We start from the raw sequence: 21,221 nt of genomic DNA, 5'->3' as shown, positions 1-21,221 counted from the left end.
CTTCAGTTAATCGTCGTCGTCATCGTCGTGATTCTCGCCCCAGCCCCAGCTGGTGGCCGCGGGTTGCACCGGTGCGTTGTTCCACTGCCAGGCCCAGAACCCCAGCACGCAGGCCAGCACCAGGGCGGCCAAGGCGCGGTGGTTGTGTTTGGCCAAGTCGGGGCCAGGGCCGGGCACACGGCCTGTCAGCATGGGCAGCGCCTGGTTCTTGCGGCGCAGCACGCTCAAAAGGGCGATCAGCCCCACATGCACCAGCACGACCATCAACATGGCGTTGCCGAAGAACTCGTGCACCTCTTCCAGCCATTCGCCGCCCCATTCATCCCACACGGCGTAGCCGCTGAGGGTGAGCGGGACGATGGACACCAAAATCAGCCCCACGGCCAGTGCCATCAGCAGGTTTTGCCCGGGCCGCCAAGCGGCCTGCAGTGCCGATGGCGAGCGCACGGCGACCAGCGACTGCAACCAGGCGGGCAACCCCTGTAGCTTGCGCCACAGCACGGACAGGCGCACCTGCCGGGGGCCGAACAGACCCCACAGCACCCGTGCCACCAGCAGCCCCGCCAGGGTGTAGCCCAGCGTGACGTGCACCAGCCGCCAGCGTTCACCATCGGCGGTGATGTAGGCACCGGTGAAGCTCAGCGCCATCAGCCAGTGCAGCATGCGTGTGGCGGCATCCACCACGCGGCGGGTGGCGGGGCGGAGCGTGGCGGCCGATGAGGGCACAGATGGGGCCGACCCGGACGGTGCGGGCGGCGCGTTGTGGGGAAGGCTGTTGCTGGTCATGCGGATGCTCACTTGGGAATGCGGACGCGGTCGTCGTCAAAGTCACCCTGGTCGGCCCGGGTGTGGCACGCCATACAGTTGGCGCGGCTGCCGATGGAAGCGCGCTTCCACACGGCGGGTTCGATGTCGCGGTGCTTGCGTTCAAACCATGCAGACTGGGTGATGCGATCTTGCGGAGGTGCCTCGCGCACGCGCTTGTAGGTGCCGGCATGGGCTTCCAGCCACACGCTGATCTGCCGCACCATGGCGGGGTCCAGCGATGCGTCGGTGCCGTAGTGCTGGTCCAGACCTTTCATCATTCGGCTCCAGGAGCTGGCGGGCAGCATGCCGGGCGGGTAGGCCATGTGGCAGCCCGCACATTCCTGCTTGTAGGCGGGCAGCATGCCGGACTCCGGCATCTGGCGGCTGTCGGCCCACGCTGCAGGCAGGGCGCAGGCCAGTGCCAGCGAGGCTGCGGGCAGGCGGGCGGCATATATCCAGCTTGTGCGGGTGGGTGTGAGGGTGGTTGTGAGGGTGGTTGTGAGGGTGGCGTGGGTCATGGCGTGCTCTTGGTGGGTTGGGCGGCTGCAGTTTTGGCGTCGAGCTTCAGCAGCCAGGCCAGCACGTCAGCCTTCTCAGCCGCCGTGCATTCGCGCTTGAGCACGTCGTTGCAGTTGCGACGGAACCATTTGTCGACCTTGGCCGTTTCGGTGAAGCGCTCGGGGTTGAACGCAGGTGCCAGCGGCGCAATGGTCTTGCCGGTACTGGCGTGGCGCGCAGGCGTGGTGGGCGGGTTACCGTGGCACGAAGCACACGACCATTCGCCGCTGTGGCGGCTGTTGAAGAAAACGCGTCCCCGCTCGGCACTGACAGCGGTGCCAGAGGCATCGCTGAAGCGCTGCATTTGCGAGGCGGCCGTGGTGTCGCCAGCGTGTGCCAGGGGTGCCAACGCAGCCAGCAACAGAGGGGCTGCGATGCGTGCGCAGAGGGGGCGGTGTGCTGTTGTCATGCCGCTATGGTGCGGCGCGGGCATGAAGAATGGCTTAACAACCCGTTCATGCGGCGTTCAGCTTGGCCCCACGGCTGTTTGGCGTGGTTGATGCCGAAAGTGGCTCTAGCGCCCGTGTGGTAAGCGCTGCATGCTATGAAATTTGATGTGATTTGGCGATAGCTCATCGCCGCAAGGCAGAGCGGTCCGCTGTTTGCGGCAGCACATCCAGCACAGCCATATAAAAAGCCTGCAGGCCGTGAGACCTGCAGGCTTTGGGCTAGGGCACCGTGGAATGCCCGCCAGGCAATTACATGCCCATGCCGCCCATACCACCCATGCCGCCCATGTCAGGCATGCCGCCGGCAGGAGCGTCGTCCTTTGGAGCCTCAGCCACCATGGCTTCGGTCGTCAGCAGCAGCGATGCCACGGAAGCGGCGTTCTGCAGAGCTGTACGGGTCACCTTGGTGGGGTCCAGAATACCCATTTCGATCATGTCGCCGTAGGTGTCGTTGGCAGCGTTGAAGCCGTAGTTGCCCTTGCCGTTCAGCACAGCGTTCACCACCACCGATGGCTCGCCACCAGCGTTGTAAACGATCTCGCGCAGAGGGGCTTCGATGGCCTTCAGGATCAGCTTCACGCCGGCGTCTTGGTCAGCGTTGTCGCCCTTGATCTCGCCAGCCGCTTGGCGTGCGCGCAGCAGAGCCACGCCACCACCGGCCACGATGCCTTCTTCCACCGCAGCGCGGGTAGCGTGCAGGGCGTCTTCCACGCGGGCCTTCTTTTCCTTCATTTCGACTTCGGTCGCAGCGCCGACCTTGATCACTGCCACGCCACCTGCCAACTTGGCCACGCGCTCTTGCAGCTTTTCACGGTCGTAGTCGCTGGTCGCTTCTTCGATCTGGATGCGGATTTGCTTCACGCGGGCTTCGATGTCGGCAGCGGCACCAGCACCGTCGATGATGATGGTGTTTTCCTTGCCCACTTCGATGCGCTTGGCTTGACCCAGGTCGGCCAAAGTCACCTTCTCCAGGCTCAGGCCCACTTCTTCAGCGATGACCTTGCCGCCCGTCAGGATGGCGATGTCTTCCAGCATGGCCTTGCGGCGGTCGCCGAAGCCAGGAGCCTTCACAGCCACAACCTTCAGGATGCCGCGGATGGTGTTCACCACCAGCGTAGCCAGGGCTTCGCCTTCGACGTCTTCGGCAATGATCAGCAGGGGACGGCCAGCCTTGGCAACTTGCTCGAGCGTGGGCAGCAGGTCGCGGATGTTGCTGATCTTCTTGTCGTACAGCAGCACGAAGGGGTTGTCCAGCAGGGCAGCTTGCTTTTCTGGGTTGTTGATGAAGTAGGGCGACAGGTAGCCGCGGTCAAACTGCATGCCTTCCACAACGTCGAGCTCGTTGTTCAGGGATTTGCCGTCTTCCACGGTGATCACGCCTTCCTTGCCCACCTTGTCCATGGCGTCAGCGATGATCTGGCCGATGGAAGCGTCAGAGTTGGCGGAGATCGAACCCACCTGGGCGATTTCCTTGGAAGTGGTGGTGGGCTTGGAAGCCTTCTTCAGCTCTTCCACCAGGGCTGTGACAGCCTTGTCGATGCCGCGCTTCAGGTCCATGGGGTTCAGGCCAGCGGCCACGTACTTGGAGCCTTCGCGCACGATGGCTTGGGCCAGCACAGTAGCAGTGGTGGTGCCGTCACCAGCGTTGTCGCTGGTCTTGGAAGCCACTTCCTTCACGAGCTGGGCGCCCATGTTCTGCAGCTTGTCCTTCAGTTCGATTTCCTTGGCCACGGACACACCGTCCTTGGTCACGGTGGGGGCGCCGAACGAGCGCTCCAGCACCACGTTGCGGCCCTTGGGGCCCAGCGTGACCTTGACCGCGTTGGCCAGGATGTTCACGCCTTCAACCATGCGAGCGCGGGCTTCGCCGCCGAAAACTACGTCTTTTGCTGCCATTTTTGGCTCCTAAATTCTGAAAATCGTTAAACGGATAACGGTTTGTGGTGAAAGAAAGCGTAGCGAACAGGTGTCAGGCTAGGCGCACGGAGCGCAGCAACCGGAACGTACTTGCCTAGTACGTGAGGATTGCGAGCACCGCGCAACGACGCCTGGCGCCTGCGCAGTAGCTTTATTTCTCCACAACGGCGAACAGGTCGTCTTCCTTCATCACCAGCAGCTCGTCGCCGTTGACCTTGACGGTCTGGCCCGAGTACTTGCCGAACAGAACGCGGTCGCCGACCTTCACGTTCAGGGCGATCACTTCACCCTTGTCGTTCTTCTTGCCGGGGCCCACAGCCAACACTTCACCTTGATCGGGCTTTTCGGCGGCGTTGTCAGGAATCACGATGCCGGAAGCGGTCGTGGTTTCGCTTTCAATACGCTTGACGATCACGCGATCGTGCAGAGGGCGAAGGTTCATTGCATTGCTCCTGTTTCAGTAAAAAAAGCTGATAACTCGGCTCCCGCGATTGCGGGAGCCCGATGACTGCCTGCAGAGAGTGTTAGCACTCGTCTGCGGTGAGTGCTAATGATAGGGGCGTCTGTGACAATTTCAAGAAGGCCCCATTGCTCCGAAGCAGAAATGCTGGTTCCATTCAGAGGAAGAAATGCCGATAAAACCCATTAACGGCTTGGATTTTTTGCTCCTAAATATATAGTGCAAAAAGTTTCTGCTGCGGAATGCGGGTTCAGGCCTTCCTGGCCATATTCCCGCTCAGGCCAGCGGGTGTCTGTGAGAGCGGTGGTGCTACGGTGCCAGTGCACTCCAAATCATGTGCACTATTACTTCTTCCGCCTTTTCATAGTCCTTCGCCGTCAGCGCCGGTTTGCCGAGCAGTAGCGCGAACTGGGCTTCCTGGTCGGCATAGGCCTGGGTGACGGACCAGATTGCGAACAGCAGATGGGTGAAATGGAGGGGGGCGATTTTGCCTTCGCGTGACCAGCGCTCGAAGGTGCGCACTTCTGCCGCCAGTACGGGGCCAACGCGCTGGGCGATGGCGGTGCGATAGCGCGGCAGGCCGGCAATCACTTCTTTGGTGAACACTTTGGCGCCGTGCGGGTTCTCGCGTGAATAGCGCAGCTTGGCGCGAATGTACTGGCGCAGGGCGGTTTCCGGGTCAGTGCTTTCTGAAAGGTCTTGCATGCCGGCTAGCCATGCGTTCAGCACATCGTCCAGTACCCGTTGGTAGAGGGCTTCCTTGCTGGGGAAGTAATACAGCAGGTTGTGCCGGCTGATGCCAGCGGCTACAGCGATATTTTCGAGCGATGCGCCTTGGAAGCCGAATTGGGCAAACTGGATTTCTGCGTGCTGAACGATGTCGCGTTCCTTGCGCACCCGGGACGCTGTGGGTGGGCGCTCGCGTGTGATGGTGCTCGTCGGCACTTTGCGGGATGCGGGCTTGCGGACGGACTTGGCTGGTGGGGCGGCTGTCATGGTTGAATTGTGGAGCAACGCGGTGGGGTGCCCCCCGGGCCTCGGTCTCTGCGCGGTTGTCTCGTCCAGTGATCTGCTCTGTCGGGCACGCCGGTCACTGGCTCGGCCGCAAAGTGTTGCGTCAGTGAGGCGGTTCGATGTAACAGGGCCTGCTGAGTGCAGAGGCTGCGGCTCTTCGGTACATCGTCAGGTTACTTTTTTACATTCCCTGAGATCGCGCACATGAAGCTGAAAACCTGAATTTTGTGGCTGCGCGCTGCCACGTTGCTGGGCTTGGTGGCCCTGTCTGCCGTGGCATTGACCACGCTTTACCAGTCCATGATGAAGGAGCGCACAGCGCAGCTCTCCAACTTGGTGGTGCTGGCCCACGCGGCTGCTCAAAAGGCCCATGACAAGGAAAAAAGCGGAGCCCTCTCGCGTGAGGATGCGATCAAGGAAGCAACCCGCACCATTGGCAGCTTTGTGGACAAGGACAACCTGGCGGTGGAGGTTCACACTCTGCCAATAGACACCACCAGCATCCTGCATGCCATCAGCGCCATGCGTGACAACCTGGCCCACCTGGTGCGCCAGGTGCGCGACAGTACCGATTCGATCACCACGGCCTCGTCCGAAATTGCGGCCGGCAACGGAGACTTGTCCGCCCGCACCGAATCCCAGGCCAGTGCGTTGCAGGAAACCGCAGCGTCGATGGAGCAGCTCACCTCGACCGTGCAGCAAAACGCCGCCAATGCCCGGCGCGCGGACGAACTGGCGCGCGCGGCGTCGGACATGGCGGTGCGGGGGGGGGGCGAGGTGGTGCATGAGGTGGTGGGCACCATGGGCTCCATCGAACAGTCTTCGCGCAAGATCGTGGACATCATCAGCGTGATCGATGGCATTGCCTTTCAGACCAACATCCTGGCGCTGAATGCCGCAGTGGAAGCCGCCCGTGCCGGGGAACAAGGCCGTGGGTTTGCCGTGGTGGCCAGCGAAGTGCGCGGCCTGGCCCAACGCAGTGCAGCAGCCGCCAAGGAGATCAAGACCCTGATCGACGATTCGGTGGCCAAAGTCGGAATCGGCACCCAGCTGGTAGAGCGCGCCGGAACCACCATGGGCGATGTGGTCCAGGGCGTGAAGAGCGTGACCGCCATGGTGGCCGAGATCAGCGCAGCCAGCAGCGAGCAAAGCGCTGGCATTGCCCAGGTCAACCAGGCCGTCACGCAGATGGACCAGGGCACCCAGCAAAACGCGGCCCTGGTGGAAGAAGCCTTGGCCGCAGCCCAGTCGCTGAGCCAGCAGGCCCTGGCGTTGTCTCAGGTGGTGGGCAAGTTCCGCGTCGCTTGAGCGCAAGGCTGGGGCGGCCCGCTCATCGGGCTCAACCTGCCGAACCCACCAGTCCCGTGATCTGCAGGAAATGGTCAAGCATGTGGAAGTGGTCTTCGAAGAACTCGGCTTCCAGTGCGGCAATTTGGCCCACAGGGACCCACTCGGCCTGTAGGGCATCGTCGTCAGCCTGCACGGCGGGCAGGGGGGCGTTGCCCAGATCGAAGTAATGCGCGTGGGTGATGGTGCGGCCGCGCTGGCTGCGGTCGGGGTGGTCAAACACGGCCACCGATTGCAGGGCGGCGCGCAGGGTGGACTCTGGCAGGCCGCAATGGGTTTCTTCTGCCAGCTCCCGCAGGCACGATTGCCACACGGTTTCGCGCTGCTCAATGAAGCCGCCGGGCACTGCCAGCTGCCCCTTGCCGGGTGCGTGGGCGCGTCGAATCAGCAGCACATGGTCCTGGCAGCGCAGCACCGCGTCCACCGTCACAAACACCGGCGGGTAGGGCGCTGCGGCCCAGGCGTCGCGGTAGCTGTGCAGCATGCGCCATTCTTCCTGCAGAGCGGGATAGTGCTCGGTGTGGGCGAACTGCTGCAGCGTGGCGATGGTGCTGGCGGGAATCTCCGCTGACAAGGGGGCCAGGGCTTGGCCCACGGTGTCGGGGGTGGCGCTAAAGTACGCGTCGCGGATGGTGGTGGCGTCCATCTGGCCCTGGCGGGGCAGGTCGATGAGGGTCCAGCCCGGGAAGGCGCGCAGGTAGCTGCTGGTGGCGTCTTTGAAGTGGCCCACCAGCGCGATGCGCCCCCCCGGCGGAGTGTGTTGCGCCACACCGGCCCGCACCGCCTGCACCCAAACGGCTTCGTTGTAATAGTCCCGCACCGGCAGCACCTGTACACGGGCGCGGTCTGAGGCTGGCAGTGCTTCGCGCAGCATGGCCTCGCGCTCTTGCCAGGTGAACGGGTTTTTGGGGGAGCGGGGCTGCCAGGCAGAGCCCACCACCACGATGACCTGAGGGGCCTGGCGCAGGGCCTCTTGTAGCAGAGCAAGGTGGCCACTGTGCACGGGTTCAAAGCGGCCGATCAGAAGGGCGGTATCGTGCATGGGTCTCCAGCATTTTTATAAAAAAGAGCCTCGCGCGCTTGATTTATGAGCGCAAGCAGCTATGTTTTTTATAGTGATTTTACCGGGTGACCATGGGCCGCCTCTTCGCGAGTGCAGGCGGGGCGTGGCGCCAGGCGCACACGCATCGGTGCGATGCGTACGTTGCACCAACGCCGCAGGCCTGCAATGCGCGTTCACTCCGCCGTCGTGCAGTCTTCGGGCTGCACGGCCAATTCGGCTTTGGCAGTGTCGTATTCGTTCAGGTAGTCGCGTGCCAATACGCTTTTTTGAGCGTCGGTCAGCAGCTTGCCTGCCATCTGAAAAAAGCGCTGCTCCTCTTCGCGCAGGTGGTGCTCCACTTTTTCTGTCAACTTGCGCGCCAGGGGCAACCAGGCGGGGCTGGACGCTTCGGTGGTCTCCAGCGCTTCCACCAGTTCATTGATCTGGTGGTGCTCTGCGATCGCGTGGCGTGACAGGTCGATGCCCGCATCATGCTGCATGAGCGGGATGTAGAAGTGCCTGTCTTCCGCCAGCGCATGCACTGCCAGTTCGCCCTTGAGGGCCTGGAACAGGGTGTGCCGCTCAGCCGTGTCACCATGGGTCTTGAGCAGCAGGGCAGACAGATGCCGCTGAACGGTATGGCTTTGGCGCAAGGCCTCAAAGATGTTCATGCGCTGCATCACTTGATCGCCCGGCTGACGGCACCAGCGGCCTTGAAGGCCAGGACCACAAAAATCAAGGTCAGTATCAGAAACACGACAAACAGCACCTTGGCAATGCCTGCCGCTCCTGCTGCCACCCCGGTGAAGCCCAGGGCGCCGGCGACCAGTGAAATCAGTGCAAAGACGATGGCGTACTTCAGCATGGCGTTCTCCTCGTTCTGGGGCTGCGACGCGCGGCCCGTTGGGTAGCACGATAGGGGAATGGGCATTGGGGTGCTGTAGGCGCAGCCGGTGAGCAGATGTAGGAGGCGAGGGCGATATGCCCATGCGGACAGGGCCAAAAATCCAAAGAAAAAGGGGCCTGGAGGCCCCCAATGCCGCTCAGTTAAGTCTGAGCGGCATTTTTTTGACGGGATACTGGGTCTTGGTCATACGAACCTCACGCGGATACCGCCTGTGGGATCTGCGAGGCGGCAGCACGAAGCGGCGGATGTTCTTTCTCATGGCCGCAAGCTTGGCCGGGATGGCCCCAGGGGTGTGTGATCCTGAACTCCACAGCCACTCATCCACGATGTAGCGCAGCGCCGTGATGAAGCTGATGCGACAGGGCTGCACTTTGGCCTCGTCTGCGATGCGCGTGATCTCCAAGCGGATCAGGTTGTACATCAACAAGGTTGCCCACAGCTCTTGCTTGACCCCATCGGGTTGCTGGCTGCGCAACGTCATCGCCTGGCCCAGCATGTCCGTCTTCATCTCTCCATAGGCCAGCTCAATCTCCCAGCGTTCGTGGTACAGCGCGAACACCTCCTCGGCCTTGTAGCGTGCCGGATCCATCAGGGACGTGAACAAGGTTCTGGGTTTGCCATCGAGTTCACGGGTGATGGCGCGCACCTCCCACGTGAGCGGCAAGCCGGGGTCTTTCTTGCGAGCTTGGGGCGAGACCTTCATGCGCAAGCTCACATCGCCAGGGCCATGCGTTTGCACCACCTCGCCCCTGAGTCCGGCACGCGCAGGGATCAGCCAGTGACGTCCCTGGCGGTGTTGCAGCGGCCACAGCAGACTTGCCGAGTAAAACCCTTTGTCCACAATCACCAGCGAGTCAGGCGGCAACTTCGGCCACAAGCGTTCAGCCAATGCGTACTCACTGGTGTCGTAGGCATCCAGGCTGGCATCTACCAATAAACGAGCTCTGGCATCGAGCAAGCAGGCCATGCGCACCAGGGGGAAGGGACTTTGGTGGTCTGCGTGGTTGCGCTGGCAACCAAAGTGCTGGCGGTTGTCTTGTGTGTCGGGGGTACGCCAGACCACGCCATCCAATGCGTACAGCGCCAAGCCTTGCCAGCGGTGGCGAGCGGCCTGCTGGTGCGCCCAATGGGCAGCAGTGTGGCGAAACAGCCATTGCAGGGGCTCACTGCCCAGCCGTTGGCGCGCCTGGCTCAGCGCGCTGGAGCTGATGGGTTCATTGTGCTGCCCAGGCAGTGCCAGCTCCAGTACCTCGGCCACGTTCACGATGGAGCGGTCTCTAAGCAAGGCCACACCCAATACCAGCCAAAGTGCCTGCTCCATGGGCAGTCGCCGCTTGCGCAGCGTGGCTACACCCGTCATCTGCAAGGCCTGTTCAATCCACTGCTGGGGTATGTTGCTTTGAACGACACCCCATTGTTCGGGGCTCGCAAACTCATGGGTATCGTTCAGGTACTCTTGCAGCAGCATTGGCTATCGCTTGACCTCTATGGCCAAAGCTCAATTGATCAAGCCTGCACTGTACAAACAACAAAGACCCCGAAGGGCCTTTGCTTAACTTACTGGCATTGCCTGGAGGCCCCTGGTTTTGTTGCTTGCAGCCAGGCCCATGCGCCTAGCTGCGGCGGGCTTACAGCCCCGCAGCAGCGCGCAGCGCAGCTGCCTTGTCCGTACTTTGGTCTACGTTCACATCGCTGGCGCGATATGAACTTCGCCCGAAGACCGATACCGCGCTGTCAGCGCGGCGGGCTTACAGCCCGGCTGCTGCGCGCAGCGCAGCAGCTTTATCGGTCTTCTCCCAAGTGAACTCGGGTTCTTCGCGGCCAAAGTGCCCGTAGGCGGCGGTCTTGCTGTAGATGGGGCGCAGCAGGTCCAGCATCTGGATGATGCCCTTGGGGCGCAGGTCGAAGTGGGCTTCCACCAGCTTGGCGATTTCATGGTCGGGGATCACGCCAGTGCCTTCGGTGTACACGGTGATGTTCATCGGGCGTGCCACGCCAATCGCATACGCCACCTGGATCTGGCACTGGCGTGCCAGACCTGCGGCCACGATGTTCTTGGCCACGTAGCGGGCTGCGTAGGCGGCAGAGCGGTCTACCTTGCTGGGGTCCTTGCCGCTGAATGCGCCGCCGCCGTGGGGGCATGCACCGCCGTAGGTGTCCACAATGATCTTGCGGCCCGTGAGGCCACAGTCACCCTGCGGACCGCCGATGACGAAGCGGCCTGTGGGGTTGATCAGGTACTTGGTGTCCTGCAGCCATTCCTTGGGTAGCACCGGTTTGATGATTTCTTCGATGCAAGCCTCGTAGAAGCTGGCCTTCATCTTGGTGGCGGTTTCGCTCTGGTCGGGGCTGTGCTGGGTGGAGAGCACCACGGTGTCGATGCTGTGGGGCTTGCCGTCCACATAGCGCATCGTGATCTGGCTTTTGGCATCAGGGCGCAGGAAGGGCAGGCGGCCGTCCTTGCGCAGCTGGGCTTGGCGCTCGACCACGCGGTGCGCGTAGTAGATGGGCGCGGGCATCAGCTCAGGCGTTTCGTCGCAGGCGTAGCCAAACATCAGACCTTGGTCTCCCGCGCCGATGTTCAGGTGGTCGTCGGACGCATGGTCCACACCCTGGGCGATGTCGTTGGATTGCTTGTCGTAGGCCACCAGCACTGCGCAGCCACGATAGTCGATGCCGTATTCGGTGTTGTCGTAACCAATGCGCTTGATGGTGTCGCGTGCGACCTGGATGTAGTCCACATGGGCGTTGGTGGTGATCTCACCGGCCAGCACCACGAGGCCGGTGTTGGTCAGCGTTTCGGCGGCCACACGGCTCTTGGGGTCCTGTTCGAAGATTGCGTCGAGGATCGCGTCAGAGATCTGGTCTGCCACCTTGTCGGGGTGGCCTTCAGAGACGGATTCCGAGGTAAAAAGAAAGTCGTTCGCCATTTGAATATACTCCTGTGTTCCGGCATTTTGGGCGTCGCCCGCAGCCTAGGTAGCTTTGGCGAACGCTTTAGCAGATTTTTTTTACGTCGCCCTGCAAGTTGCTCATTTAACTCAGCGACCCTCACATTTTAATGCCTGCTGTCTTTCGATTCTTTTCCGTATTTCCGTTGTGGTTGCTCCACATCATCGGATGTGTTCTGGGCTGGGTGGCTTTTGCTGCCTCGGGCGTGTATCGCCAACGCTTTCTGGCCAATGCGGCGCTGGCGGGCTATTCGTTTGCGCAGGTGCGTGCCGCCGTAGGCCACGCCGGGCGCATGGTGGCGGAGTTGCCCCGGCTGTGGTTGGGCGCGCCCGTGCCGGTTCGCATTGAGGGCGAACCCTGCGTGGAGCAGGCCTGGGCTGCCGGGCGCGGTGTGATTTTTCTCACCCCGCACCTCGGGTGCTTTGAGATGTCGGCCCAGGCGATTGCCACGCGCTGGAGTGCCCAGCAAGGCCCAATCACCGTGCTGTACCGCCCCGCGCGCCAAGCCTGGTTGGCCAAGGTGATGGAGACCGCACGCAACCGCCCAGGCATGCAGGCCGTGCCCACCACGCTGGCGGGGGTGCGCCAGATGATCAAGGCCCTGCGCCGTGGCGAAGCCGTGGGCCTGCTGCCCGACCAGGTGCCGCCCGAAGGGCTGGGAGTCTGGTCGCCCGTGTTTGGCAAACCGGCCTACACCATGACGCTGGCCGCCCGCCTGGCGCTGCAGACCGGCGCTACCGTGCTGCTGGTGCGCTGCGAGCGCGAGCCGATGGGGCGCGGCTTTGTGATGTATGCCGAGCCTTTGCCGCAGCCGCTCGACGCTGACCTGGAGACCGCCGTGCGCCAGGTCAACGAGGCCATGGAGCATGTGATTCGCCAGTGTCCTGGCCAGTACCTGTGGGGCTATGGCCGCTACAAGCAGCCCCGAGCCGATGCTCCAGCGGTGGAGGCCTCGTCATGATGAGTCGGCTGGGTGTGTGGTTCATGGGCGTGCTGGCCCGTTTGCCTTTGCCGGTGCTGCGTGCCATGGGGGCGGCGTTGGGTCGGGTGTTGTTTGTGCTCGTGGTGCCACGGCGCAAGGTCGCTTTGCGCAATCTTGAGCTGTGCTTTCCGCAGGCATCGGTTGAGCAGCGCACGCAGTGGGCGCGCGAGAGCTTTATCGTCTTTTGCCAGACCTGGCTGGATCGCAGCTGGCTGTGGTCCGCCCCTCAGTCGGTGGTGGAGCAGCGCGTGAAGCTCCAGGGCGCTGTGCATGAACTGGACGGCGATGTGCCCACCATCATCTTCGCTCCCCATTTCTACGGGCTGGACGCTGGCGGGCTGGTATTGCCGCTGCGCACGTCCCGGGCGTTCACATCCATTTTTTCTACCCATCCCGACCCGGTCATTGACGCCTGGTTCATGGCGGGTCGCCAGCGTTTTGGCGACGTGCGAATGCTCAACCGCGCAGACGGGGTCAAGCCCATCATTTCCAACCTGCGCAAGGGGGGGTTGCTCTACCTACTGTCCGACATGGATTTCGGAGCCGGTGAGTCGATCTTCGTGCCCTTTTACGGCGTTCCAGCGGCCACGGTGCCGTCGCTGTCGCGCTTTGCGCGCCTGGGCCGCGCCAAGGTGATTGGCATGTACACGCGCCTGACTCCCGAGGGCTATGTGGCCGAGCTGACGCCCGCGTGGGACCACTATCCCACTGACGATGTCGAGGCTGACACCGCCCGCATGAACCGCGAGCTGGAGAGCTACATCAACACCATGCCCGGCCAGTACTACTGGGTGCACAAGCGCTTCAAGACGCGGCCGGAGGGGCAGCCGTCCTTGTACAAATAACCCGTGGAGCGGGCGCGTAGCCGCGCGTGGCGCTTGATAAGGAAAAGGCCTTGTAAGGCTTGCCGGTAAAGCGCTAAAAGCTACTATTTCAGTAGCAAAAAATGCCCCAATTCCTTCGCGACGCGCTCGGGGTGTTCATGCACCACCCAGTGCGATGCGTGCTCGATCTGGCGCAGCCGCAGGCGGTGCACCCAGTCGGGCAAGCCTTGCAGCAGCCCGGGCAGCAGGGCGGGGTCGTTCATGGCCCACAGCACCAGCGTAGGCACATCCACGCTCAGCATCGATGCAGGCAATTCCAGGTCCAGCGCGGCGCGGTCGCCTTCGCGCGGCGGGCGCAACGGGCTGGCGCGGTAGTAGTTACAGGCTCCGGTCAGCCCCTGGCTCCACAGCGCCCGGTATTGGGCGCGCACAGCCTCGGTCAACCACGCGGGCGCGTGGCCTTCCGGGGTGTTGAAGAAAGCGAACAGCCGCTGAAAGTCGTTCTCGGCCAGCAGCGATTCAGCGTCTGGTCTGCACAAAAAATGCATGTACTGGCTGCCGGCCTGCTGTGCGGCGTTGGTTTGCAGTTCGCGCAAAAACGCGCCGGGATGGGGCGAGTTGATGATCGCCAGGCGCTTGAGCCATTGCGGCTGCTGGTTGGCCAGGTTCCAGGCCACGGCGCCACCCCAGTCGTGCGCGACCAGGCATTCCACCGTCCCCGTGGTGCACACCGCCGAGATCAGCGCGATCAGATCTTGCACCAGGTGTTTGGCACGGTAGGCCTCGGTGGCCTGGGGCTGGCTGGATTCGCCAAAGCCGCGCAGGTAGGGCGCCACGCAGTGGTAGCCACCGTTTTCGGGGCGGGCAAAGTGCAGTAGCAACTCATCCCAGATGAACGCGCCTTCCGGGAAACCGTGCAGAAACATCAGCACCGGCCGGCCGCGCGAGCCACTTTCGCGGCATTGCAATGAAATCCCGTGGGGCAGGGTGACAGTGCGGGTCTGGATCATGGCGCGATTTGCTATAAGTTATATAGCTGCTCGCGCTTTACGTATAGGCGCTAGCGGCTATTCGGTTGATGGGTTCTCGTCGGCTGCCTGCGGGCTGGCTGGGAGGGGCTCGGCACTTCCCTCTGCCGCAGGCTCGGTCCCTTGCGGGCGCACGGGGTGCGCCCATTGCCACAGCAATTGCGCTACTTCGTCCACCCCTTGCTTCTTCAGGGCCGAGAACATCTTCACCTCGCCACCGCCGGCTTGCAGTCGCGTAATGGACAGCACCTTGGCTTGCTCCGAGCGGGTGAGCTTGTCGGCTTTGGTCAGCACGATGAGGAACTTCAGGCCCTCTTCCACGCGGGGGCGCACTGCTTCGAGCAGGGCTTCATCCAGCTCCGTCAGGCCCAGGCGCGGGTCGCACAGCAGCACGATGCCCGTGAGGCCGGGGCGGCTGACCAGGTAGTTCACCATCACCTGCTGCCAGCGCAGCTTGTCGGAGCGCGACACCGCCGCGTAGCCGTAGCCGGGCAAGTCGGCCAGCACGGCGTCGGTCACGCCCTGCTTGCCCAGGGCGAACAGGTTGATGTGCTGGGTGCGCCCAGGCTTTTTCGAGGCAAAAGCCAGCTGCTTTTGCTGGGTGAGGGTGTTGATGCAGGTGGATTTGCCGGCGTTGGAGCGGCCCACGAAGGCGATTTCGGGCACATCGATGGGGGGCAGGTGGTGCAGCTGGGCAGCGGTGGTCAGAAAGCGTGCCGTGTGCATCCAGCCCATGGCGATCTTGGCGTCGGGTGCGGGCGGAAGGCTGCCAGCAACTGGCGCAGAAAGATGGGTTGTCATGGAAAGTTGGGATGCTCAGGAGCCTCATTGTAGAATCGAGCGGCTTTTGCGCACATAAACACACACCCTCGATATGAAGTTGCTCGCCTCCTTGTTGACGGCTGCCGTACTAGCAGCACCTGTTTTCTCGGCCTTTGCAGCGGGTGATGCACCCAAAGTGGCCAAGCCGGACCTCGTCAAAGGCGAGGCCAGCTACACCGCTGTGTGCGCGGCATGCCACGGCGCTGACGGCAACTCTGCCATCGCTGCCAACCCCAAGCTGTCACAGCAGCACCCCGAATACCTCGTCAAGCAACTGCAGGAGTTCAAGTCCGGCAAGCGCAACAACGCGGTCATGAAGGGGTTTGCCACCATGCTGACCGACGAAGACATGAAGAACATCGCCTACTGGGTGGCTTCCAAACCAGCCAAGGCAGGTTTCGCCAAGGACAAAGACCTGGTGACCCTGGGCGAGCGCATCTACCGCGGCGGCATTGCAGACCGCAACATTGCCGCCTGCGCTGGCTGCCACAGCCCCAACGGTGCTGGCATCCCAGCCCAATACCCACGCCTGTCCGGCCAGCATGCTGACTACACCGTGGCGCAGCTGAATACCTTCCGCGACGGCTCGCGCGCCAACAGCCAGCAAATGACCCAGGTCGCAGCCAAGCTGAACGACAAGGAAATCAAGGCGGTTGCCGACTACATTGCCGGCCTGCGCTGAGTTGCGCTGATGCATTGGGTGGCTTCTGTTGGGGGCCACACGGAACCAACCGCCAATAAACAAACCCAAAAAGGGCGGGTCCATCCAGACGATGGCCCCGCCCTTTTTCTTCGCCTCCTGCCCTTTTATCTCCATGTCTGAAACCACCCAAGGCGTTCGCGTCCAGTCGGGCTCACGGGCTCTGCGCGCAGGGGTCGAACTGCTGTCGTCCATGCGGTTCGCCATTTCGCTGCTGACGGTGATCTGCATTGCCTCGGTCATTGGCACCGTGCTCAAGCAGCACGAGCCGGCCGTCAATTACGTGAACCAGTTTGGGCCTTTTTGGGCAGAGCTTTTTGGGGCTTTGCAGCTCAATGCGGTGTATAGCGCGTGGTGGTTTTTGCTGATCCTGGCCTTTTTGGTGGTCAGCACGTCCCTTTGCATCGCTCGCAACACCCCCAAATTTTTGAGCGATATCAAATCTTATAAAGAAAATGTGCGCGAGCAGAGCCTGCGCGCGTTCCACCACAAGGCCGAGGCGGCCCTGGCAGAAGGCACGGAAGCCGAGGCCCGGCGCATTGGCGGCATGCTGGCCAGCGGGGGCTGGAAGGTGCGCCTGCAGCAGCGTGATACCGCCGCTGGCCCCGGTACCGGCTGGATGGTGGCCGCCAAGGCAGGGGCTGCGAACAAGATCGGCTACATCGCAGCGCACAGCGCCATCGTGCTGGTGTGTGTGGGCGGTTTGCTCGACGGCGATTTGATCGTGCGCGCCCAGATGTTGCTGGGCGGCAAGACCCCTTACGCGGGCAGCGGGCTGATTGCCGATGTGAAGCCAGAGCACCGCTTGTCCGAGCGCAACCCGACCTTCCGTGGCAACCTGGTGGTGGCCGAAGGCACGCAGTCGGGCACGGCGATCCTGAACCAGTCGGACGGCGTGCTGCTGCAGGAGCTGCCGTTTGCGGTGGAACTCAAGAAGTTCATCGTGGAGCACTACTCCACCGGCATGCCCAAGCTGTTTGCCAGCGAAATCATCATCCACGACAAAGCCACGGGCGAGAAAACACCGGCCCGTGTGGAGGTGAACCACCCCGCCAGCTACAAGGGTATCGAGATTTACCAATCCAGCTTTGACGATGGGGGCTCCCAGCTCAAGCTGCGTGCGGTGCCCATGGCGCCTGGAGCCCAGCCGTTTGATGTGGAAGGCGTGGTGGGTGGCTCCACCCAGCTCACCAACAAGGGCGGAGCCGCGGGCGGCGACACCATGACCCTGGAGTTCACGGCGCTGCGCACCATCAACGTGGAAAACTTCGCGGGGGCGCCCAACATGTCGGGCGCCGATGTGCGCAAGGTGGATTTGCGCGAGTCCGTCGAGTCCCGCCTGGGCGCTGCCAACAAGACCGTGACCAAGAAAGAGTTGCGCAACGTGGGCCCCAGTGTGAGCTACAAGTTGCGCGATGCCGCAGGCCAGGCCCGCGAGTACCACAACTACATGCTGCCCGTGGACACGGGCGATGGCACGCCAGTGTTCCTGCTGGGCGTGCGCGAAGCGCCTTCCGAACCCTTCCGCTACCTGCGTGTGCCTGCCGATGACCAGGGCAGCATGGATGGCTTTGTGCGCATGCGTGCAGCGCTGGCAGACCCCGCCGCTCGCGACAAGGCTGTGCGCCGCTATGTGGCGCAGGCCATCGAGCCTTCGCGGCGTGAACTGGCCGAGCAGTTGTCCCAATCCGCCTCCCGGGCCCTGGCGGTGTTCGCGGGTGCGATGCCAGCTGCTCCAGGCAAGCCAGCCGGTGGGCTGCAAGCCATTTCTGATTTCATGGAAGCCAACGTGCCAGAGGCCGAGCGCTCTCGCGCGGGTGAGGTGCTGATCCGCATCCTGAACGGCACTTTGTTTGAGCTGGTGCAACTGACGCGCGAAAATGCGGGCCTCAAGCCCCTGGAGCAGGACGATCGCACCCGCGCCTTCATGACGCAGGCGGTGCTGTCGCTCAGCGACGCCGTGATGTACCCCGCCCCGATTGCTTTTGAACTGAAGGACTTCACCCAAGTGCAGGCCAGCGTGTTCCAGGTGGCCCGTGCCCCCGGCAAGAACATTGTCTATCTGGGTTGCGCCTTGCTCATCCTGGGCGTTTTTGCCATGCTTTACATCCGTGAACGCCGTGTCTGGGTGTGGTTATCGCCCCAGGAACAGGGCTCTCATGCTCTGATGGCGCTTTCCACCAACCGCAAAACGATGGACGGCGACAAGGAATTTGTCCAGCTCGCTCAAAAATTGATCGGGGCGCAGCCCCACACAGGCCACGCATGAACACCGCAACCACCACCATCACCCTGAACGAAGGCTTCTTCTCGCGCCGCAACTGGCTGGACTGGCTGTTTGCCGTCCTGGTCACCGTGGGCGGTCTCTACGCCTTTCAGCGCTACAGCGCCTACATGGATGTGTATGAAAAAGGCATCCTGATCGGAGCCGTGCCCAGCGTGATCTGGCTGGGCTGGTTCTGGCGCCCCTTGCGGGTGCTGATGCTGGTGGTGGCGGCCCTGGCGCTGATGGCCATCGGCCTGTACCAGCAAGATGGTGCGGGCACCCTGGCGCGAGCAGAGACGGTGTTTGGCCTCAAGTATTTCCTGTCCAGCCAGTCGGCCATCCTGTGGATGAGCATGCTGTTCTTCATGAGCACTGCGTTCTACTGGATCGGCATGTTCTCGCGCGGCGAGGGGAACACCATGAGCATGATCGGCTCGCGCATCGCGTGGGTGGCCGTGGCCATGGCCCTCATCGGCACGCTGGTGCGCTGGTACGAAAGCTATCTCATCGGCCCTGATGTGGGGCACATCCCGGTCAGCAACCTCTACGAGGTGTTCGTGATGTTCTGCTGGATGACCGCGGCGTTCTACCTGTACTACGAAGAGCAGTACGAAACCCGCTCGCTCGGTGCCTTCGTCATGCTGGTGGTGAGTGCTGCTGTGGGTTTCTTGCTCTGGTACACCGTGGTGCGCGAGGCGCATGAGATCCAGCCCCTGGTGCCTGCCCTCAAGAGCTGGTGGATGAAGCTGCATGTGCCCGCCAACTTCATTGGCTACGGCACGTTTGCGCTGGCCGCCATGGTGGCCTTTGCCTACCTCATCAAGATGCAGGCCAGCGAAACACGCTGGTACAAGCTGGCGCCCCTGTGGCTGCTGGGCGTAGTGCTGTGCTTTGAACCCATCGTGTTTCGCCAGAACGCCACCGAGGGTGGCAGCAGTTACTGGATGGTGTACTTCGGCATTTCCGCGCTGATCGTGGCCGCCATCCTGTGGGGGCGCAAGCGCATTGCCGAGCGTCTGCCCAGCTTTGAGGTGCTGGACGACGTGATGTACAAATCCATCGCCGTGGGCTTTGCCTTCTTCACCATCGCCACCGTGCTGGGCGCGCTGTGGGCTGCCGAAGCCTGGGGCGGCTACTGGAGCTGGGACCCCAAGGAAACCTGGGCGCTGATCGTGTGGCTGAACTATGCATCCTGGCTGCACATGCGCCTGATGAAGGGCCTGCGCGGCGCCATCTCTGCCTGGTGGGCGTTGGTGGGGTTGGTGGTCACCACCTTCGCCTTCCTGGGGGTGAACATGTTCCTGAGCGGGCTGCACAGCTACGGCACCCTGTAACTTTTACGCGCAGCGCCCCCCACTACAGGGGGCGCTTGCCCTCCGGTGGGCAACTGTTTCGTCTTCGGTGTAACCTGATTGGTCTGCAAAGCGAACTAAGCGTCGCTTTTGTGCTCATACAGCGCGGCAGTCACCATTCCACCGGAGAACCCCATGCGCATACCTCCTCGCAACACGGGCTTTCAACACCCGTATTCCAGCGAAATCACCCCCAAGGCCGTTTACGAAGACCGCCGTCAGATGCTCAAGCGGATGGCGGGTGGCGCTGCGGGTGTTGCCATCGCCGCATGGGCGGGGCGCCAAGCCATGGCCCAGCAGGTCACGCGCCCTGGCAAGCTCGCAGCCCTGGCCAGCACCAAGTCGGCCGTGGCAGGTGCGGTGACGATGGAGAAGCTCACCGACTACAAGGACGCGAGCACCTACAACAATTTCTATGAGTTCGGCACCGACAAGGCCGACCCCGCGCGCAACGCGCACACCCTCAAGACCACGCCCTGGACGGTGGAGGTGGAGGGGCTCATCAAGAAGCCGGGCAAATATGGCATCGAGGACTTGCTCAAACTCAGCGCGCAGGAAGAGCGCATCTACCGCCTGCGCTGCGTGGAAGGCTGGTCCATGGTCATCCCCTGGGTGGGCTATTCGCTGGCCGAGTTGATCAAGCGCGTGGAGCCCATGGGCAGCGCGAAGTACGTGGAGTTTGTGACGCTGGCCGACAAGGCCACCATGCCCTATGTGGGCTCGCGCGTGCTCGACTGGCCCTATGTGGAAGGCCTGCGCATGGATGAAGCCATGCACCCGCTGACCCTGCTGGCGTTTGGCATGTATGGCGAGGTGTTGCCCAACCAGAACGGCGCGCCCGTGCGCCTGGTGGTGCCATGGAAGTACGGTTTCAAGAGCGCCAAGAGCATCGTGAAAATCCGCTTTGTCGAGAAAGAGCCTGGCACCGCCTGGAACAAGGCCGCGCAGCAGGAATACGGCTTTTATTCCAACGTGAACCCGCATGTGGATCACCCCCGCTGGAGCCAGGCCACCGAGCGCCGCATTGGCGAAGACGGCCTGTTTGCCAAGAAACGCAAGACGCTGATGTTCAACGGCTATGAGGCCCAGGTGGGCCAGCTGTATGCGGGCATGGACCTCAAGAAGTTCTACTGACATGCGGGCTGATACAAGCCCGCAGCGCCCCTCCGGCACGCAGGGCGACTGGCGCAAGGCGCTGCTGCATCCCGCCGCCAAGCCCATCTTGTTTTGCGCAGCACTGCTGCCTGCGGTGTGGCTGGTGGTGGCTGCGGCCACCAACCAACTCGGTGCCAACCCGGCCGAGGCGCTGATCCGCTCTACCGGTGACTGGGCCCTGCGCGCGCTGTGCGTGGTGCTGGCCCTGACCCCGCTGCGCGTCGCGTTTGCCGTGCCCGCTCTGGCGCGGTGGCGGCGCATGTTGGGGCTGTTTGCGTTTTTCTACGCCTTCTTGCATGTGCTGAGCTACAGCTGGCTCGACATGGGGCTGGACGTGCCAGACATCCTGGCCGACATCGCTAAGCGGCCCTTTATCCTGGTGGGCACGCTGGCCTTTTTGGTGCTGTTGGCGTTGGCGGCCACCTCGTTCCAGCGGGCTATCCGGGCGCTGGGGGGCAAGCGCTGGCAGGCGCTGCACCGCACGGTGTACGCAGCCGCTTTGCTGGCGGTGCTGCATTTCTTCTGGATGCGCGCTGGCAAAAACGACTTTGCCGAAGTGGCACCTTACGCCGCCATCATCTCGGCGCTGCTGGGCTGGCGGCTGTGGCGCAGGCTGAAGGGCTGACCCGGGTGGCGCTG

General features: G+C 62.7%; 20 protein-coding genes and 1 pseudogene. 8 read left to right on the top strand and 13 right to left on the bottom strand.

What is annotated here, in order from left to right:
• Positions 1-6 precede the first annotated feature (6 nt).
• The 6 genes from BDD18_RS06365 to BDD18_RS06340 all read right to left on the bottom strand — a co-directional run bounded on the left by BDD18_RS06365 (position 7) and on the right by BDD18_RS06340 (position 5,187).
• The gene (locus BDD18_RS06365; RefSeq protein ID WP_142081977.1) at positions 7-786 is read right to left on the bottom strand and encodes a cytochrome b/b6 domain-containing protein; all 780 of its coding nucleotides are present in this window, start codon (positions 784-786) and stop codon (positions 7-9) included.
• An 8-nt stretch (positions 787-794) separates the two neighbouring features.
• On the bottom strand, positions 795-1,325 hold the full coding sequence (locus tag BDD18_RS06360; protein ID WP_142081975.1) for a diheme cytochrome c: 531 nt from the start codon (positions 1,323-1,325) through the stop codon (positions 795-797).
• Entirely contained in the window at positions 1,322-1,774 is a 453-nt protein-coding gene (locus tag BDD18_RS06355) for a DUF1924 domain-containing protein (RefSeq protein ID WP_420837302.1), read from the bottom strand. Before BDD18_RS06355 ends, BDD18_RS06360 begins: the two co-directional genes overlap by 4 nt.
• A 289-nt stretch (positions 1,775-2,063) precedes the next feature.
• Positions 2,064-3,710 (bottom strand): chaperonin GroEL, encoded by a 1,647-nt coding sequence (gene groL / locus BDD18_RS06350; protein ID WP_142081971.1) that lies wholly within the window; start codon positions 3,708-3,710, stop codon positions 2,064-2,066.
• A gap of 172 nt (positions 3,711-3,882) precedes the next feature.
• Positions 3,883-4,173 carry a co-chaperone GroES gene (locus BDD18_RS06345; protein ID WP_015012625.1) on the bottom strand — a complete coding sequence of 97 codons (291 nt, stop codon included), beginning with the start codon at positions 4,171-4,173 and terminating at the stop codon, positions 3,883-3,885.
• 327 nt (positions 4,174-4,500) lie between these two features.
• Positions 4,501-5,187, bottom strand: coding sequence for a TetR/AcrR family transcriptional regulator (locus BDD18_RS06340; RefSeq protein WP_142081969.1), 687 nt, complete (start codon positions 5,185-5,187; stop codon positions 4,501-4,503).
• 525 nt (positions 5,188-5,712) lie between these two features.
• Between BDD18_RS06340 and BDD18_RS06335 the strand changes: the two are divergent.
• A pseudogene (locus BDD18_RS06335) lies at positions 5,713-6,513 on the top strand (methyl-accepting chemotaxis protein); the annotation flags it as partial.
• Positions 6,514-6,544: 31 nt separating this feature from the next.
• Here the strand turns inward: BDD18_RS06335 and BDD18_RS06330 are convergent.
• From BDD18_RS06330 to metK, 5 genes are all read right to left on the bottom strand, one after another.
• Positions 6,545-7,594: a bifunctional nicotinamide-nucleotide adenylyltransferase/Nudix hydroxylase gene (locus tag BDD18_RS06330; protein WP_142081965.1), complete on the bottom strand. Its 1,050-nt coding sequence runs from the start codon at positions 7,592-7,594 to the stop codon at positions 6,545-6,547.
• Between the two features lie 194 nt (positions 7,595-7,788).
• Complete coding sequence (locus BDD18_RS06325) at positions 7,789-8,265, bottom strand: hemerythrin domain-containing protein (RefSeq protein WP_142081963.1); 477 nt, start codon at positions 8,263-8,265, stop codon at positions 7,789-7,791.
• Between the two features lie 8 nt (positions 8,266-8,273).
• A complete protein-coding gene (locus BDD18_RS06320; protein ID WP_060987675.1) occupies positions 8,274-8,459 on the bottom strand; it encodes a DUF1328 domain-containing protein in 186 nt (61 codons plus the stop codon).
• Positions 8,460-8,637: 178 nt separating this feature from the next.
• Entirely contained in the window at positions 8,638-9,969 is a 1,332-nt protein-coding gene (locus BDD18_RS06315; protein WP_125958944.1) for an IS4 family transposase, read from the bottom strand.
• 280 nt (positions 9,970-10,249) lie between these two features.
• The gene (gene metK / locus BDD18_RS06310; RefSeq protein ID WP_066698278.1) at positions 10,250-11,431 is read right to left on the bottom strand and encodes a methionine adenosyltransferase; all 1,182 of its coding nucleotides are present in this window, start codon (positions 11,429-11,431) and stop codon (positions 10,250-10,252) included.
• Positions 11,432-11,562: 131 nt separating this feature from the next.
• Between metK and BDD18_RS06305 the strand changes: the two genes are divergently transcribed.
• The gene (locus tag BDD18_RS06305; protein WP_142081961.1) at positions 11,563-12,414 is read left to right on the top strand and encodes a lysophospholipid acyltransferase family protein; all 852 of its coding nucleotides are present in this window, start codon (positions 11,563-11,565) and stop codon (positions 12,412-12,414) included.
• A complete protein-coding gene (locus tag BDD18_RS06300; protein ID WP_142081959.1) occupies positions 12,411-13,280 on the top strand; it encodes a lysophospholipid acyltransferase family protein in 870 nt (289 codons plus the stop codon). Before BDD18_RS06305 ends, BDD18_RS06300 begins: the two co-directional genes overlap by 4 nt.
• 83 nt (positions 13,281-13,363) lie before the next feature.
• Here BDD18_RS06300 and BDD18_RS06295 read toward each other — a convergent pair whose 3' ends face one another.
• Both BDD18_RS06295 and yihA read right to left on the bottom strand, forming a co-directional pair.
• Positions 13,364-14,269: an alpha/beta fold hydrolase gene (locus BDD18_RS06295; RefSeq protein ID WP_142081957.1), complete on the bottom strand. Its 906-nt coding sequence runs from the start codon at positions 14,267-14,269 to the stop codon at positions 13,364-13,366.
• Positions 14,270-14,326: 57 nt separating this feature from the next.
• Complete coding sequence (yihA, locus tag BDD18_RS06290; protein WP_142081955.1) at positions 14,327-15,088, bottom strand: ribosome biogenesis GTP-binding protein YihA/YsxC; 762 nt, start codon at positions 15,086-15,088, stop codon at positions 14,327-14,329.
• A gap of 73 nt (positions 15,089-15,161) precedes the next feature.
• On the opposite strand from yihA, the gene BDD18_RS06285 reads away from it, so the two are divergent.
• The 5 genes from BDD18_RS06285 to BDD18_RS06265 all read left to right on the top strand — a co-directional run bounded on the left by BDD18_RS06285 (position 15,162) and on the right by BDD18_RS06265 (position 21,207).
• Entirely contained in the window at positions 15,162-15,791 is a 630-nt protein-coding gene (locus tag BDD18_RS06285) for a c-type cytochrome (protein WP_142081953.1), read from the top strand.
• 133 nt (positions 15,792-15,924) lie between these two features.
• Positions 15,925-18,078 carry a cytochrome c biogenesis protein ResB gene (locus BDD18_RS06280; RefSeq protein ID WP_142081951.1) on the top strand — a complete coding sequence of 718 codons (2,154 nt, stop codon included), beginning with the start codon at positions 15,925-15,927 and terminating at the stop codon, positions 18,076-18,078.
• Positions 18,075-19,409: a c-type cytochrome biogenesis protein CcsB gene (gene ccsB / locus BDD18_RS06275; RefSeq protein ID WP_142081948.1), complete on the top strand. Its 1,335-nt coding sequence runs from the start codon at positions 18,075-18,077 to the stop codon at positions 19,407-19,409. The genes BDD18_RS06280 and ccsB overlap by 4 nt, the downstream gene beginning before the upstream one ends.
• A gap of 153 nt (positions 19,410-19,562) precedes the next feature.
• Complete coding sequence (gene msrP, locus BDD18_RS06270; RefSeq protein WP_142081946.1) at positions 19,563-20,561, top strand: protein-methionine-sulfoxide reductase catalytic subunit MsrP; 999 nt, start codon at positions 19,563-19,565, stop codon at positions 20,559-20,561.
• Position 20,562: 1 nt separating this feature from the next.
• Positions 20,563-21,207, top strand: coding sequence for a protein-methionine-sulfoxide reductase heme-binding subunit MsrQ (locus BDD18_RS06265; protein ID WP_142081944.1), 645 nt, complete (start codon positions 20,563-20,565; stop codon positions 21,205-21,207).
• Positions 21,208-21,221 lie beyond the last annotated feature (14 nt).

Source organism: Acidovorax temperans, assembly GCF_006716905.1.
Lineage (GTDB): Bacteria > Pseudomonadota > Gammaproteobacteria > Burkholderiales > Burkholderiaceae_C > Acidovorax > Acidovorax temperans.
This window is presented reverse-complemented; position numbering and strand designations above follow the sequence as displayed.

What these genes read in the sequence shown, in the direction of transcription:
- BDD18_RS06285 (WP_142081953.1), top strand. Translation starts at nt 15,162, where the DNA reads ATGAAGTTGCTCGCCTCCTTGTTGACGGCTGCCGTACTAGCAGCACCT.
- BDD18_RS06345 (WP_015012625.1), bottom strand. Translation starts at nt 4,173, where the DNA reads ATGAACCTTCGCCCTCTGCACGATCGCGTGATCGTCAAGCGTATTGAA.
- ccsB (WP_142081948.1), top strand. Translation starts at nt 18,075, where the DNA reads ATGAACACCGCAACCACCACCATCACCCTGAACGAAGGCTTCTTCTCG.
- BDD18_RS06280 (WP_142081951.1), top strand. Translation starts at nt 15,925, where the DNA reads ATGTCTGAAACCACCCAAGGCGTTCGCGTCCAGTCGGGCTCACGGGCT.
- BDD18_RS06315 (WP_125958944.1), bottom strand. Translation starts at nt 9,969, where the DNA reads ATGCTGCTGCAAGAGTACCTGAACGATACCCATGAGTTTGCGAGCCCC.
- BDD18_RS06365 (WP_142081977.1), bottom strand. Translation starts at nt 786, where the DNA reads ATGACCAGCAACAGCCTTCCCCACAACGCGCCGCCCGCACCGTCCGGG.
- yihA (WP_142081955.1), bottom strand. Translation starts at nt 15,088, where the DNA reads ATGACAACCCATCTTTCTGCGCCAGTTGCTGGCAGCCTTCCGCCCGCA.
- BDD18_RS06265 (WP_142081944.1), top strand. Translation starts at nt 20,563, where the DNA reads ATGCGGGCTGATACAAGCCCGCAGCGCCCCTCCGGCACGCAGGGCGAC.
- msrP (WP_142081946.1), top strand. Translation starts at nt 19,563, where the DNA reads ATGCGCATACCTCCTCGCAACACGGGCTTTCAACACCCGTATTCCAGC.
- BDD18_RS06320 (WP_060987675.1), bottom strand. Translation starts at nt 8,459, where the DNA reads ATGCTGAAGTACGCCATCGTCTTTGCACTGATTTCACTGGTCGCCGGC.
- BDD18_RS06340 (WP_142081969.1), bottom strand. Translation starts at nt 5,187, where the DNA reads ATGACAGCCGCCCCACCAGCCAAGTCCGTCCGCAAGCCCGCATCCCGC.
- BDD18_RS06305 (WP_142081961.1), top strand. Translation starts at nt 11,563, where the DNA reads ATGCCTGCTGTCTTTCGATTCTTTTCCGTATTTCCGTTGTGGTTGCTC.
- BDD18_RS06325 (WP_142081963.1), bottom strand. Translation starts at nt 8,265, where the DNA reads ATGAACATCTTTGAGGCCTTGCGCCAAAGCCATACCGTTCAGCGGCAT.
- metK (WP_066698278.1), bottom strand. Translation starts at nt 11,431, where the DNA reads ATGGCGAACGACTTTCTTTTTACCTCGGAATCCGTCTCTGAAGGCCAC.
- groL (WP_142081971.1), bottom strand. Translation starts at nt 3,710, where the DNA reads ATGGCAGCAAAAGACGTAGTTTTCGGCGGCGAAGCCCGCGCTCGCATG.
- BDD18_RS06330 (WP_142081965.1), bottom strand. Translation starts at nt 7,594, where the DNA reads ATGCACGATACCGCCCTTCTGATCGGCCGCTTTGAACCCGTGCACAGT.
- BDD18_RS06360 (WP_142081975.1), bottom strand. Translation starts at nt 1,325, where the DNA reads ATGACCCACGCCACCCTCACAACCACCCTCACAACCACCCTCACACCC.
- BDD18_RS06300 (WP_142081959.1), top strand. Translation starts at nt 12,411, where the DNA reads ATGATGAGTCGGCTGGGTGTGTGGTTCATGGGCGTGCTGGCCCGTTTG.
- BDD18_RS06295 (WP_142081957.1), bottom strand. Translation starts at nt 14,269, where the DNA reads ATGATCCAGACCCGCACTGTCACCCTGCCCCACGGGATTTCATTGCAA.
- BDD18_RS06355 (WP_420837302.1), bottom strand. Translation starts at nt 1,774, where the DNA reads ATGACAACAGCACACCGCCCCCTCTGCGCACGCATCGCAGCCCCTCTG.